Genomic DNA, 13,974 nt, shown 5'->3' with positions numbered 1-13,974 from the left:
TTTGAGGTTGTAGATAAGACTGACGAAGTCAGTTACATATATCTACGGCAAGGCGAAGCTGACATGGTTTGAATTTGATTTTCGAAGAGTATTAGATTTTCACTTCAATAACAGCATCCCCCTTAGCAACTGAACCTGTTGCGACTGGAGCTACTGAAGCGTAGTCAGCTGTATTCGTAACGATAACCATTGTTGTATCATCAAGACCAGCTGCAGCGATTTTGTTTGAATCAAATGTTCCAAGAACATCTCCTGCTTTCACCTTGTCACCTTGAGCAACTTTTGCTTCAAAACCTTCACCGTTCATTGTTACAGTGTCGATACCAACGTGGATTAAAACTTCAGCACCATCAGTTGTTTTCAAACCAAAAGCGTGTCCTGTTGGAAAGGCAATTGAAACTTCAGCATCAGCTGGTGCATATACCACGCCTTGGCTAGGTTTCACAGCGATACCTTGTCCCATAGCTCCGCTTGAGAAGACTGGGTCATTGACATCAGCAAGAGCGACAACATCACCGACGATAGGAGTTACAAGTGTTTCATTTTGAAGAGATGCTGGAATGTTACCAGTTGTTTCTTCTTGGACCAAACGTTCTGTCTCTACTTCAGTAGCAACCTCTTTTTCATCCTCATAACCAAACATATAAGTAAGAGCGAAACCAAGAACGAATGATACAGCTACCATAAGAAGGTATTTGGCAAGTTGTCCGTTACCAACATAAAGCATTGTACCAGGGATGATGGTGATACCACTACCATTACCAGCAAGTCCAAGGATAGAAGCCAATCCACCACCGATTGCACCAGCAATCAATGAGAGGAAGAATGGTTTACGGAAGCGCAAGTTCACCCCGAAGATAGCAGGCTCTGTAATACCGAGGAAGGCAGAAAGAGCAGCTGGGAAAGCAAGTGTTTTCAGTTTTGGATTTTTAGTTTTAACACCAACCGCAACAGTCGCAGCACCTTGAGCTGTCATAGCCGCAGTGATGATAGCGTTGAATGGGTTAGCATGGTCAGCAGCAAGCAATTGCACTTCAAGCAAGTTGAAGATGTGGTGCACACCTGACACGACGATCAATTGGTGAACCCCACCAATCAAGAAACCACCAAGACCAAGTGGCAAGCCAAGAATTGCTTTTGTACCAATAAGGATATAGTTTTCAACAATGTGGAAGACTGGTCCGATGACAAAGAGTCCAAGGATAGACATGACCAAAAGTGTTACAAATGGTGTTACCAAGAGGTCAATGACATCTGGAACGACCTTGCGGACAGCTTTTTCAAATTTTGCTCCGACAACCCCGATGATGAAGGCTGGAAGAACGGAACCTTGCAAACCAACAACAGGGATGAAACCAAAGAAGTTCATAGCCGTTACTTCACCACCTGAAGCAACTACCCAAGCGTTTGGAAGTGAGCCAGAAACAAGCATCATACCAAGAACGATACCAACGGCTGGATTTCCACCGAATACACGGAAGGTTGACCACACAACCAAACCTGGCAAGATGATGAAGGCTGTATCTGTCAAGATTTGTGTGTAAGTTGCAAAGTCTCCTGGAAGTGGCATTTCAAGAGCATTGAAAAGACCACGCACCCCCATAAAAAGACCTGTTGCTACGATAACTGGGATGATTGGAACGAAAACGTCACCGAAAGTACGGATCGCACGTTGGAACCAGTTCCCTTGTTTAGCAGCTTCTGCTTTCATGTCATCTTTAGATGATGTTGGTAAACCAAGTGCAACAACTTCATCGTACATTTTGTTTACTGTACCAGTACCAAAGATGATTTGGTATTGACCTGAGTTAAAGAAAGCACCTTGAACTTTTTCCAAGTTCTCAATCACTTCTTTATTGATTTTTCCTTCATCTTTGACCATGACACGAAGACGAGTCGCACAGTGAGCTACACTGTTGACATTTTCACGTCCACCCAAGGCATCGATGACTTTTTTTGCAATTTCCTGATTGTTCATTTGCAAAAATCTCCTTATATAAAATTTTGTTCTTGTTTGAAAGCGATTTTATTCGCCCTACGACTATTATTTTATCATGTTTTAGAAATATGTCAAGCGTTTTGCAGAAAAAATATTCTATCCACTTAGTGGACACGCTTTAGATTGATTGTTTTTGACTATTTTATCAGGTATTCCTTGAAAAAATAAGTTTAAAATCTTGGGTGAAAAGGATTTTGCTTCATTTTATTTCAATTTTTTGTAGATAGATGATTGATTTTCTGCTTTTAATTTGTGATAAACGTTTGACAGTTTTTTCTCTTTTTTAACATAAAAGGCTTGCATTTTTTATCGAAAACGGTTACTATTAAAAGTGATAAGATTTTTGGAGGAATGAATGAATGGAATGGACAACTGAGCGTCGTTACAGACTTTATCAAGATTGGACGCAAGAAGAAATTCAACATATAAAGGAAAATATGGCTCAATCTCCATGGCATACTCATTACCATGTTGAGCCAAAAACAGGACTTCTAAACGATCCAAATGGCTTTTCCTACTTTGATGGGAAGTGGGTTGTTTTTTATCAGAACTTTCCTTTTGGTGCAGCCCACGGTTTGAAATCTTGGGTGCAGTTGGAAAGTGAGGACTTGATTCACTTCACAGAAACTGGAGTCAAAGTTTTGCCTGATACTCCATTAGATAGCCACGGTGCCTACTCTGGTTCTGCCATGCAGTTTGGCGATAACTTGTTTCTATTCTATACAGGAAATGTCCGTGATGAAAACTGGATCCGTCAACCCTACCAGATCGGCGCTTTGATGGACAAGGATGGCAAGATTACCAAGATTGACAAGATCTTGATTGACCAGCCAGCAGACTCAACTGACCACTTCCGTGACCCGCAAATTTTTAACTTCAAGGGCCAATACTATGCTATCGTCGGTGGACAGGACTTGGAGAAAAAAGGCTTCGTCCGTCTCTACAAGGCTGTAGACAACGACTATACAAACTGGCAAGCCGTTGGCAACCTTGACTTTGCTAACGACCGTACTGCCTACATGATGGAATGTCCAAATCTGGTCTTTGTAGGGGAGCAACCTGTCCTTCTCTACTGCCCACAAGGATTGGATAAAAAAGTTCTAGACTACGATAATATCTTTCCAAATATGTATAAAATTGGTGCTTCCTTTGATCCTGAAAATGCTAAAATGGTAGATGTATCTCAACTTCAAAACATGGACTATGGTTTCGAAGCCTATGCAACTCAAGCCTTCAACGCTCCTGATGGACGTGCTCTAGCTGTTAGCTGGCTTGGCTTGCCTGATGTTTCATATCCATCTGACCGTTTTGACCACCAAGGAGCCTTCTCTTTGGTCAAGGAACTCACTATCAAAGACGGCAAACTCTACCAATACCCAGTCGCAGCTATCAAGGACCTTCGTGCTTCTGAAGAATCTTTCTCAAACCGTGCCCAAACCAAGAACACTTACGAACTCGAACTCAACTTGGAAGCCAATAGCCAGAGCGAGATTGTCTTACTTGCTGATAAAGAAGGCAAGGGACTTTCCATCAACTTTGACCTTGTAAATGGTCAAGTGACAGTGGATCGTAGCCAGGCTGGAGAACAGTATGCCCAAGAATTTGGGACAACTCGTTCTTGCCCTATCGAGAATCAGGCTACTACTGCTACAATCTTCATCGATAACTCTGTCTTTGAAATTTTCATCAATAAAGGAGAAAAAGTATTTTCTGGTCGTGTCTTCCCACATGCGGACCAAAATGGTATCCTGATCAAATCTGGAAACCCAACTGGAACTTACTATGAATTAGATTATGGTCGCAAAACTAACTGATGTCGCCAAACTTGCAGGCGTCAGCCCTACTACCGTTTCTCGGGTTATCAATAAAAAAGGCTATTTATCAGAAAAAACCATTCAAAAGGTTAATGAAGCCATGCGGGAATTGGGTTATAAACCCAACAACCTAGCTCGTAGTCTGCAAGGAAAATCGGCTAAGTTAATCGGCTTGATTTTCCCAAATATTTCCAATGTTTTCTATGCAGAATTGATTGATAAGCTGGAGCACCAACTTTTTAAGAATGGTTACAAGACCATCATCTGCAACAGCGAGCATGACTCTGAGAAGGAGCGTGAATACATCGAAATGTTGGAAGCCAATCAGGTGGACGGCATCATTTCGGGTAGTCACAACTTGGGAATCGAAGACTACAATCGCGTGACGGCACCAATTATTTCCTTTGACCGAAATCTGTCACCAGACATTCCAGTCGTTTCCTCTGACAACTACGCTGGTGGAGTTCTTGCTGCCCAGACCTTAGTCAAGACAGGCGCCCAGTCTATCATCATGATTACAGGGAATGACAATTCTAACTCGCCAACTGGACTGCGCCATGCTGGCTTTGCTTCTGTACTCCCCCAAGCTCCTATTATCAATGTTTCCAGTGACTTTTCTCCTGTCAGAAAAGAAATGGAAATCAAGAATATCTTGACTCGACAAAAGCCAGATGCCATCTTTGCTTCAGATGACTTGACTGCTATTCTGGTCATTAAAATCGCTCAAGAATTGGGCATTTCTGTCCCAGAAGAGCTCAAGGTCATTGGCTATGATGGAACCTACTTTATTGAGAATTACTATCCTCAACTGGCTACTATTAAGCAACCCTTGGAAGAGATTGCCTGCCTCACTGTTGACCTCCTCTTGCAAAAGATTGAAGGCAAGGAAGTCGCAACAACTGGTTACTTTTTACCAGTTACCTTATTACCAGGAAAAAGTATTTAAACACAAGAAAACTCAGACCAATTCGTCTGAGTTTTTTATGATCTTAAGTTTTCTAGATAACGCTGGGCAGTCTCTAAGTTAAAGGTTTTATCTGCGATGAGGCGCTCGACTAGGGGAACAACTTCGGCCTCACTGGCACCTGCTAGGAGTGCTAAGGATTTGGCCTGCAATTTCATGTGACCTTGCTGGATTCCTGTACTCACCAAGGCTTTGAGGGCCGCAAAGTTTTGAGCAAGCCCGATAGACACGATAATCTGGGCTAAGTCTTTAGCAGCAGGATTTCCCAGTAGTTCATGACTGAGAGCTACACGAGGGTTGAGACCGATAGAGCCTCCCTTGGTCGCCACAGGCATAGGCAGGGTCATCTGGCCCACCAATTCTTCTCTTTCAAGATCCAACGTCCATCGGCTAAGACCTTGATAGCGTCCGTCTCGACTGGCAAAAGCATGAGCCCCTGCCTCAATGGCACGCCAGTCATTACCAGTGGCAATTAAAATGGCATCAATACCATTAAAAATCCCTTTATTGTGAGTAGCAGCTCGATAAGGATCAGCCTGCGCAAACTGACTAGCCAAAGCAATTTTCTCCGCAATTTCTCGTCCTTGATCCTTTTGGCGACTCAAGTAGCGAAAGGCGAGGCGACAGCTTGCTGTCACCAGAGAATCGGTCGCGTAATTAGACAGAATTCCCATGAGACTCTGTCCCTGACTCAATTTTTCTAAGACTGGTTTCAAGGCCTCCAGCATGGTGTTGAGCATATTGGCTCCCATGGCTTCCTGGGTATCGACATGAAGATAAACAACGAGAAAGTCTGTTTCACCTTTGATCTGCTCTACATGCAAATCGCGCGCTCCACCTCCTCGTTTAACGATAGAAGGATAGGCTTGATTGGCAAGCTCCAAGAGTTCTGCTTTCTTGCTGGCAATCTTCTCTTGCGCTTGTTTAGGATCAGCAACTTGATAAAGAGCTACCTGACCAATCATCTGACGCTGATGGACTTGCGCAGTAAAACCGCCTGTACGCTTAATGATTTTGCTGGCATAGCTGGCCGCAGCAACCACGGACGGTTCTTCTGTCACATAGGGAACTGTGTATTCCTGACCGTTAACGAGAACCTCTGGAACCAGTGAATAAGGCAGAGAAAAAGTCCCCACTACATTCTCACTCAGCTGGTCTGCCACAGTCACACTCATCTGTTCATCCTGCTCCAGACTCGCTTGTCTCTCAGGACTAAGGAGCGCCTGAGCTTTTAACAGCTCGAGGCGCTCTTGGTATGATTTTTTAGAAAATCCATTCCAACTTATCTTCATTATTTCTCAACCTTGCTATAACGGCGTTGGTGGTCAACAATTTCAACCAAAGCAAAATCTTGATTTTCATATCCAGAAAACTGGGCAGAGTTTGTTTCATCTAAGTCTACTTCTTCAAAGAAGACTTTTTCATAGTCTGCAACAGACAGGGCAGTCCGTTGGTTGAGCTTGTTCAAACGGTCTTTATCCAGATAAGCTTCATATCCTTCAACCAATTCACCACTGAAGAACTCAGCCACAGCTCCACTTCCGTAACTATAAAGGGCAATTTTATCGCCAGCCTTCAAGCTATCTGTATTTTCCAAGAGAGACAAGAGTCCGAGGAAGAGGGAACCTGTATAGATATTCCCCACCTTTTGACTGTAGAGAATAGACTGGTCAAAATGCTTTTGCAAGAGGTCTTTTTTCTCTTGAGGCAGGCTCTTATCCATGATTTTTTTCAAGCCTTTTAGCGCTAATTTAGGATAAGGCAAGTGGAAGCAAACCGCCGCAAAATCATCCAAAGTAAGCTGGTAGCGTTTTTGGTATTCAAGCCAAGTCGTTTTCAAACTATCCAAATATTGTTGGGTAGAATAGACACCATTTACATAAGGAGTTGTCGAGTAATTTGGACGCCAAAAATCCATGATGTCACGGGTTTGAGCTACATTGTCATTATTAAAGGCCATCATGCGTGGATTTTGTGTAATCAACATGGCCACACTGCCAGCACCCTGAGTGGGTTCTCCTGGAGTTTCAATACCATACTTGGCAATATCACTGGCAATGACCAAGACCTTGGACTGTGGAGAATTTTCCACATGCAATTTGGCATAATGAAGGGCAGCTGTCGCTCCATAGCAGGCTTCTTTAATCTCGAAACTACGAGCAAAGGGCTGAATGCCCAGCAAGCCATGTACAAAGACGGCCGCAGCCTTACTCTGGTCAATTCCTGACTCGGTAGCCACAATGACCATATCAATTTCTTGTCTTTCTTGCTCAGTTAAAATAGAGTCACTTGCACTGGCCGCCAAGGTCACGATATCCTCAGTTAAGGGCGCAATACTCAATTCCTCGAGTAAGAGTCCTTTACTTAATTTTTCAGGGTCAATGCCCCTCGCTTCTGCTAAGTCTTGTAATTTCAAGACATATTGACTGGTCGCAAAACCAATCTTATCAATACCGATTGTCATATTTACCTCTGTTTTATCATTCATGTAAAAAATCGTTCAGTACTATTTTATCACAAATGGCAATAAAAGAGAGAAAAAAGACTTGATTCACCAAATCAAGCCTCTTATTGGTCATAATTTTAAAGAATGATTAGTTGCTATAGAGTTCACCAACATAAGTAGCTTTATAAGCCCCATTCTCAGTTATCAGTTCCTGGAGGATTAAATCTCCTGAGTAAGTCCTTCCCATTTCATCTACAAATTCTTGATAAAACTGACTGGTCGGAATTTCTCTGACCTCCTTATCAAATGTCTTATCAAGTGTTTTACTAACCTTCTCAGCAATCAACTGATGCTCTTGCCATCCACTTTGAAACTCTGAACCCGAACTAGAAACCATGACTGGGATAGACAACAAGGTCAGTAGACTTACAGACAATAAGGAAAATAGTGATTTTTTCATGATTTTTCCTCCTTTCTATATAGAGAATAGCATACATGAAAATCCCTGTTAATATATTTATCTTGTTTTCAGAGAATTCTTTTATTTCTGAAATTTCTACGATACTCGATATGTTTTTATATAATGATACAGTCTGAGAATCACTGTTCCGCTAGCCATTCCAATGGAAATCACCAGAGCCAGCATAACAACCAAGGTCGCACTTGCTAGTGCTTTATTATAGTCCCCTGTCACAAAAAAGGCAGTTGTTCGATAAGAAAGATAACCCGGAACCAGTGGTGCCAAGATGGCCAAGATAAAGACCACGGCAGGAGTCTTATAAAAAATACTTAAAATCTGGCTGACACAAGAACCAATAATAGCTGCAATAAAAGTAGCCACAATAACATTGGTAGGTTCCTTGAGCAAGAGATAGATTAGCCAGACAGCCATGCCCAAAATCCCTCCAGGTAAGAGCATGGACCGTTGCACATTGAGTACGATTAAAAAAGTGATAATAGCAAGAAGACTTGCCACTGCTTGTAATAAAAAGGTTGTTAGTGTCATATTAATTCATCAATACCAAGGCGACAGAAGTTCCTGCCCCTAAAGCAAGGGTAATGAGTAGAGATTCAAACATCTTGCTCATACCAGAGTTTATGTGGTTGGTCATAATATCACGAACCGCATTGGTCAAGGCAATCCCTGGTACAAAAGGCATGACAGCACCAGCTATAATCAAATCTGCCGTTGAAGGAAAACCTGTGTAGCGAGCCCAAAACTGGGCAATCATCCCAAAGACAAAGGCTCCAGCAAAGGCTGTCACAAAAGGAATTCGGATAAACTTTTCCACATAGAGGGAAAAGGCAAAACCAAATAAGGTAGCCACTCCTGCCCCAAGTGCGTCGTAGATATTTCCACTAAACATAACCGAAAAGAAAGGGGCACTAAAGGTCGCAGCCAGAGTTACCTGCAACTTAGTATAAGGAAGAGGTTGGGCTTGCAAAGCAGTCAATTGCTTGAAGGCTGTCTCTAAATCAATCCGCCCCCCAACCAGCTGACGAGAAATCTGGTTCACATCGCAGACTTTTTCGATGTTATAAGAAGATGAGGTCACGCGCTTCATACGCGAAATATTGGTATTTTCAATGGAGAAAAAGATGGCAGCAGGCATGGCAAGAACATTACAATCCACAATCCCCTGCGAATGCGCAATACGAATCATGGTATCTTCTACGCGATGAATCTCTGATCCACTTTTGAGAAGAATGGTTCCAGCTAACATAATCACATCAATAACTGCATTTAATTCTTTTGACTCTTCCATGCTTTCCTCCTTTTATCAACTTCCTCTATTCTATCACAAATCCGGACTCAAAAAAAATCTTTGCCATGAAATCATGACAAAGATTCGTTTAATCACGAGAATTTTCGTGGTTGCCTTCACTACTTGATTGAGTAGTAGCAGGTGCATTCCCTCGTTGATTTCCTTGTTGGTTCCCCTGACTTGGTGTCGTAGTAGAACCTTGGTTTCCACGTTGGGCTGGTGCTGATGATGACGTTGACGGTGGTGTTTTTGGTTTGTAGATTGAAATCTTGACACGCGTCTTAGTCAAATCAACCTTTTCGCCTGCTTTTGGACTTTGCTCTACAACAGTCCCCTCAGCAGTTCCATCAGGAGCTGTCGACACTTCTACAACTTCAATATTGGCTTCTTTAATCCCAACAATTTGAACGAGATTATTTTTAGTAAATTCAAGACTAGATCCTATATAACTTGGCATAGCAACGCTGGTTACTTTCTTAGCAACAGTTAAGGTAATCGTTGAGGCCTTGCTCAAATCATAGGTTGTTCCGGCAACTGGACTCTGTCTGAGAACAGTTCCTGCTTCGCTCTCACTTGATTCTTCTTCCTCAATCTTGATGAGATTTTCAGGAACCTTCTTCTGCTTGAGTTCTGCTATAACATCTGTCGATTTCCGGCCGACATAATTACTAATTTGGAAGGATTGTTTGCCTGATGAGACAACCAAATTGATTTTCGTTCCTTCTTTTCGACCAGTTCCAGCACCAGGATCTGTACGGATAATCCGCCCTTCTTCCACCTTTTCACTAGCCTCTGACTTCTCCTCGCCAATCTCAAAATTGGCTTTCTTGAGAGTTTCCTTGGCCTCCGCAACTGTCTGACCTGCCACATCTGGAATGGCAATGGTTGCAGGAGTTCTGGATAGTATCCAAATCAGAGAAGCTGCCACCAATACAATGCTGGCCAAAAAAATCAGGTAACGCATCTTAAATCTACGTTTTTTCGGTGCTTGTGGTTGGTAAGTTGCCTCTGTCACAGCCTGGCTTGTTTTTTTAATTGGTTTCTGTTCTGTCTGCGCTTGAACCTTAGGAATAGATGTCAAGGTACTCTGGGATACTTTTGGTAGAGTCTTGGTGTCCGCCTTAGTCGCATCGTCAAAGACCAGCTTTGGTTCATTACGACGATTATAAGACAAACTACTAGACAAATCCACATACATTTCAGCTACTGATTTGTAGCGATCTGTCAATTTCTTAGCAGTTGCCTTGATAATAACATTCTCTAAAGCCTGAGGTACTGATGGATTCTCAGCAATAACGGACGGCAGGGGCTTTTGGAAATGCTGGAGGGCAATGGTCACCGCGCTATCCCCATCGTAAGGGATATGGCCTGTCAGCATCTCATAGAAAATAATCCCCATGGCATAGATATCACTCTGCACAGTCGCCTTAGAGCCACGCGCCTGCTCTGGTGACAAGTAATGAACTGAGCCCAGCATAGAGTTAGTCTGAGTCAGACTTGTCTCAGCAAAGGCTACTGCAATCCCAAAGTCTGTAACCTTGGCTGTACCATCTGGTGTCAAGAGAATATTTTGAGGTTTCAAGTCTCTGTGAACAATTCCTCTGGTATGAGCCAAACGCATAGCCAAGAGAATTTGTCCCATGATACGGACGGCTTCTTCATTAGAGAGAGGATAGTGTTCCTTGATATAGCGTTTGAGGTCAAGTCCAGCCACATACTCCATAGCTAGGTACTGTTGACCGTCTTCCTCGCCAATATCTGTTATCCGAACGATATGAGGATGGTCTAAATCTGCCATAGCTCTCGCTTCACGCTGAAAACGAGCCACAGCTATCGGGTCTGTCTGGTAGTTGGTTCTCAGAACCTTCACTGCCACTTCTTCCCCATCTAAGATTAAGTCTTTGGCTAGGTAGACATCCGCCATGCCTCCTCGACCAATCTGTTTGACAATCCGATAGCGTCCGGCAAAAATCTTGCCGATTTGGATCATTCTGCATCCTCCTCGTTCATAGAAACAAGGGCAACCGTAATGTTATCTAAACCTCCTGCATTGTTAGCAAAACGAACAAGTGTCTCCGTTTTATCTGCTAAAGGAATATCACTGGTTACAATATCACGAATCTCACTGCCTGAAATCATGTTGGTCAAACCATCACTATTGAGCAAGAGATAGTCTCCTGGCTCAAGGGTAATCATTCCAAAATCAGGTTGAACTTCATCTTTTTGACCGATAGATTGAGTAATAATATTTTTCTGTGGATGGCTAGCAGCTTCTTCTGGTGTCAATTGACCTGCCTTAAGCAATTCATTGACCAAAGAATGGTCGCTCGTTAACTGGTGGTATTCTTCTCCACGAATCAAACCGATACGAGAATCTCCAATATGAGCATAGATAGCCTGATTGCCAATAATAGCAACAGCTTCTAGAGTTGTTCCCATTCCTTTATAGGCATCATCTTGTCCAAGTTGATGAATCTTTTGATTTTCAATTTCTAGGTAATTGGCGAACCATTCACGCACTTCATTGACTGTATCGATCTGGGTATCAACCCAAGCTATACCTAGGTCTGTTACCGCCATTTCACTAGCAATATTCCCTGCGCGATGACCTCCCATACCATCAGCTAGGATAATCATGGTACGTCCAGCTCTATTGACATAGTGGTTGACATAGTCTTGGTTATTTGTTCGTTTCTGACCAACATCTGTTAATAATGAAATTTCCATGTGTCAGTTCCTTCCTAATCCGATATCTTGCGAAATTGACTGATGAAGAATCCATCACTTCCATACAATTCAGGTGTAATGAGGATACAGCCGTCTTTCATGATATCCTTACATTCATGTTCTAGTTTTACCTGCTCGAACTCAGGATGACTTTCTAAAAACGCCTCAACGACTTGAAAATTTTCCTCTGAGACAATGGTACAGGTACTATAAGTTATTATACCACCTTTGCCTAGTGTTTGACAAACACTACCTAATATTTCTAGCTGAATTTCCTGTAAGGACGCGAAATCTGCCGTTTCTTTATTGTATTTGATGTCTGGTTTTCGACGCAGAAGACCAATTCCTGAACAGGGAGCATCCACCAAAATCTTATCAAAAGAATCCTGACCAAAAAACTCATGCACCTTTCTGGCATCTAATTTTTGCGTTTGAACCCGATCTGCAACTCCCAGACGTTGAGCATTTTCTTGAATCAAGTCCAACTTGTGATTGTAAAGGTCCAAAGCCGTAACCTGACCTGTCGTGAGATAAGAGGCTATATGGGCTGTTTTTCCACCCGGAGCCGCACAGGCATCTAGAACCTGCTCATCACCTTGTAAATCAAGCGTCGGAGCAACCAGCTGACTGGACTCGTCTTGGATAGTAATAGCACCCTCTGAAAATAGGTCATGTCCCGCAAAGTGGCCTTGCTCCTTAACCAGACCAGAAACAGACAAAGGTGAAGCACTAGCCTCCAACAAGACTTGGATTTCTTCTTTTCGTCCTAGGTCCGTTACACGAATACTGGCCTTGTTTCGCACCAAAAGGCTTTCAAAGATAGCTTGCGCTCGCTCTTCTCCGTATTCTTCCTTGAGCTTGGCAACTAGCCAAACCGGAAGAGAATAGGCAATGGAGTCACGTTTGTTTTTGCGTTTGATGCTGGCAATATCTGGCCAGCCTTCACGCAAGATACGGCGTAAGATAGCATTGACCAATTTTTCACTGCCCTTTTTACGGACTTTGGCCAATTCCACTGCTTCATTGACCACAGCATGATCTGGAATCTTGTTCAAATAGCGGAGCTGGTAGGCACTCATGAGAAGAAGGACATAAAGCCAACTATCTAACTGGTCTCTGTCTTCGATAAAGTGGGATAGGTACCATTCCAGAGTCAGTTTACGGGCTACCGTTCCATAGACCAGCTCGGTCACCAAGCCCTTGTCTGCTGCCGAAAGTTGACTTCCCTTGAGATGCTTATTTAAGGCGATATTTGAGTATGCTTGATTGATAAAAACATCCTCTAATACTGCTAAGGCTAGACTTCTAGCCGTTTCTACTTTAGTCACCAAATCGTTCTCCTACAGTCAATGTACGTCCAACACCGTTGAGGAAGGAAGCAATATCCATCTTAGGCTTACCAGCTGGTTGCACTTGTTTGAGGGATAAAGCCCCTTCAGCCGTTGCGACAATCAATTCTTTCTTGCCGATAGAGAGGATTTCTCCTGGATTTCCCTGACCTTCTACAGCTAGAGCTTCATAAATCTTAAAGCGGTCGCCCTTAAGGAAAGTATGGGCAACAGGCCAGGGGTTCATGCCACGGATTTGGTTGAAAAGTTGGCGATTGCTTTTAGTCCAGTCCAATTTTTCTTCCTCTGGCTTGATATTTGGCGAGAAGGTAACCTGACTCGGATCCTGCGGTTCAGGTTTGATATCACCAGCAATATAAGCTGGCAAAGTTTCCAAAAGCAAATCACGACCAACTAGCGCCAATTTTTCAAACAAGGTGCCAACATTGTCCTCATCCGTGATAGGAATACTGCGACGAGAAATCATATCTCCTGCGTCCATTTCCTTAACCATCTCCATAATGGTCACACCAGCTTCCTCATCACCTTGAATCAAGGCATAATGGATAGGCGCACCACCACGGTGTTTAGGAAGGAGGGAAGCGTGAACGTTGATCGCAAAATCCATGCTATCAAGGAGTTTACTTGGGAGAAACTGCCCAAAAGCAGCAGTCACAATTCCATCTGCTCCTAGCTTCATAATAGCTTCCATCTCTGGACTTCCAGATAATTTTTCAGGTTGGTAGATTGGAAGACCCGCTTCTTTAGCAGCCTGCTTGACCGGGGTTTCTTGGATAACTTTTTTACGACCAACAGCACGGTCTGGCTGGGTCACAACGGCTAGAATTTCGTAACGGTCATCTGTCAAAAGCCCTTTTAAAACTGTTGCTGAAAAGTCGGGTGTCCCCATAAAGATTAATTTTGTCATAT

General features: G+C 43.1%; 12 protein-coding genes. 2 read left to right on the top strand and 10 right to left on the bottom strand.

Annotated features, from left to right (window positions below):
• Positions 1-91 precede the first annotated feature (91 nt).
• A complete protein-coding gene (locus ADH54_RS06595) occupies positions 92-1,978 on the bottom strand; it encodes a sucrose-specific PTS transporter subunit IIBC (RefSeq protein ID WP_049524505.1) in 1,887 nt (628 codons plus the stop codon).
• A gap of 380 nt (positions 1,979-2,358) precedes the next feature.
• On the opposite strand from ADH54_RS06595, the gene ADH54_RS06590 reads away from it, so the two are divergent.
• Both ADH54_RS06590 and ADH54_RS06585 read left to right on the top strand, forming a co-directional pair.
• Positions 2,359-3,813 carry a sucrose-6-phosphate hydrolase gene (locus ADH54_RS06590; RefSeq protein ID WP_049524504.1) on the top strand — a complete coding sequence of 485 codons (1,455 nt, stop codon included), beginning with the start codon at positions 2,359-2,361 and terminating at the stop codon, positions 3,811-3,813.
• Positions 3,794-4,759 (top strand): LacI family DNA-binding transcriptional regulator, encoded by a 966-nt coding sequence (locus tag ADH54_RS06585; RefSeq protein WP_049492075.1) that lies wholly within the window; start codon positions 3,794-3,796, stop codon positions 4,757-4,759. Before ADH54_RS06590 ends, ADH54_RS06585 begins: the two co-directional genes overlap by 20 nt.
• Before the next feature lie 35 nt (positions 4,760-4,794).
• Here ADH54_RS06585 and ADH54_RS06580 read toward each other — a convergent pair whose 3' ends face one another.
• The 9 genes from ADH54_RS06580 to fmt all read right to left on the bottom strand — a co-directional run bounded on the left by ADH54_RS06580 (position 4,795) and on the right by fmt (position 13,972).
• Positions 4,795-6,069, bottom strand: a complete 1,275-nt coding sequence (locus ADH54_RS06580; RefSeq protein WP_049524503.1) for a hydroxymethylglutaryl-CoA reductase, degradative — start codon at positions 6,067-6,069, stop codon at positions 4,795-4,797.
• Positions 6,069-7,241 (bottom strand): hydroxymethylglutaryl-CoA synthase, encoded by a 1,173-nt coding sequence (locus ADH54_RS06575; RefSeq protein ID WP_049524502.1) that lies wholly within the window; start codon positions 7,239-7,241, stop codon positions 6,069-6,071. Before ADH54_RS06575 ends, ADH54_RS06580 begins: the two co-directional genes overlap by 1 nt.
• A 130-nt stretch (positions 7,242-7,371) precedes the next feature.
• Positions 7,372-7,620 (bottom strand): hypothetical protein, encoded by a 249-nt coding sequence (locus ADH54_RS06570; protein WP_049524508.1) that lies wholly within the window; start codon positions 7,618-7,620, stop codon positions 7,372-7,374.
• 159 nt (positions 7,621-7,779) lie between these two features.
• Positions 7,780-8,229 (bottom strand): threonine/serine exporter family protein, encoded by a 450-nt coding sequence (locus tag ADH54_RS06565; protein WP_049524501.1) that lies wholly within the window; start codon positions 8,227-8,229, stop codon positions 7,780-7,782.
• A 1-nt stretch (position 8,230) separates the two neighbouring features.
• On the bottom strand, positions 8,231-8,989 hold the full coding sequence (locus ADH54_RS06560; RefSeq protein ID WP_049524500.1) for a threonine/serine exporter family protein: 759 nt from the start codon (positions 8,987-8,989) through the stop codon (positions 8,231-8,233).
• Positions 8,990-9,077: 88 nt separating this feature from the next.
• Positions 9,078-10,979, bottom strand: a complete 1,902-nt coding sequence (gene pknB / locus ADH54_RS06555) for a Stk1 family PASTA domain-containing Ser/Thr kinase (protein WP_049524499.1) — start codon at positions 10,977-10,979, stop codon at positions 9,078-9,080.
• Complete coding sequence (locus ADH54_RS06550) at positions 10,976-11,716, bottom strand: Stp1/IreP family PP2C-type Ser/Thr phosphatase (protein ID WP_049524498.1); 741 nt, start codon at positions 11,714-11,716, stop codon at positions 10,976-10,978. Before ADH54_RS06550 ends, pknB begins: the two co-directional genes overlap by 4 nt.
• 14 nt (positions 11,717-11,730) lie before the next feature.
• On the bottom strand, positions 11,731-13,044 hold the full coding sequence (rsmB, locus tag ADH54_RS06545; RefSeq protein ID WP_049524507.1) for a 16S rRNA (cytosine(967)-C(5))-methyltransferase RsmB: 1,314 nt from the start codon (positions 13,042-13,044) through the stop codon (positions 11,731-11,733).
• Positions 13,037-13,972 carry a methionyl-tRNA formyltransferase gene (gene fmt, locus ADH54_RS06540; protein WP_049524497.1) on the bottom strand — a complete coding sequence of 312 codons (936 nt, stop codon included), beginning with the start codon at positions 13,970-13,972 and terminating at the stop codon, positions 13,037-13,039. Before fmt ends, rsmB begins: the two co-directional genes overlap by 8 nt.
• Between the last annotated feature and the right edge of the window lie 2 nt (positions 13,973-13,974).

Source organism: Streptococcus pseudopneumoniae, assembly GCF_001072315.1.
Classification (GTDB): domain Bacteria; phylum Bacillota; class Bacilli; order Lactobacillales; family Streptococcaceae; genus Streptococcus; species Streptococcus pseudopneumoniae_R.
This window is presented reverse-complemented; position numbering and strand designations above follow the sequence as displayed.

Coding starts and splice junctions, on each gene's coding strand:
- ADH54_RS06580 (WP_049524503.1), bottom strand. CDS start 6,069: ATGAAGATAAGTTGGAATGGATTTTCTAAAAAATCATACCAAGAGCGC.
- fmt (WP_049524497.1), bottom strand. CDS start 13,972: ATGACAAAATTAATCTTTATGGGGACACCCGACTTTTCAGCAACAGTT.
- ADH54_RS06565 (WP_049524501.1), bottom strand. CDS start 8,229: ATGACACTAACAACCTTTTTATTACAAGCAGTGGCAAGTCTTCTTGCT.
- ADH54_RS06595 (WP_049524505.1), bottom strand. CDS start 1,978: ATGAACAATCAGGAAATTGCAAAAAAAGTCATCGATGCCTTGGGTGGA.
- ADH54_RS06575 (WP_049524502.1), bottom strand. CDS start 7,241: ATGACAATCGGTATTGATAAGATTGGTTTTGCGACCAGTCAATATGTC.
- ADH54_RS06570 (WP_049524508.1), bottom strand. CDS start 7,620: ATGGTTTCTAGTTCGGGTTCAGAGTTTCAAAGTGGATGGCAAGAGCAT.
- ADH54_RS06560 (WP_049524500.1), bottom strand. CDS start 8,989: ATGGAAGAGTCAAAAGAATTAAATGCAGTTATTGATGTGATTATGTTA.
- ADH54_RS06550 (WP_049524498.1), bottom strand. CDS start 11,716: ATGGAAATTTCATTATTAACAGATGTTGGTCAGAAACGAACAAATAAC.
- ADH54_RS06585 (WP_049492075.1), top strand. CDS start 3,794: ATGGTCGCAAAACTAACTGATGTCGCCAAACTTGCAGGCGTCAGCCCT.
- ADH54_RS06590 (WP_049524504.1), top strand. CDS start 2,359: ATGGAATGGACAACTGAGCGTCGTTACAGACTTTATCAAGATTGGACG.
- pknB (WP_049524499.1), bottom strand. CDS start 10,979: ATGATCCAAATCGGCAAGATTTTTGCCGGACGCTATCGGATTGTCAAA.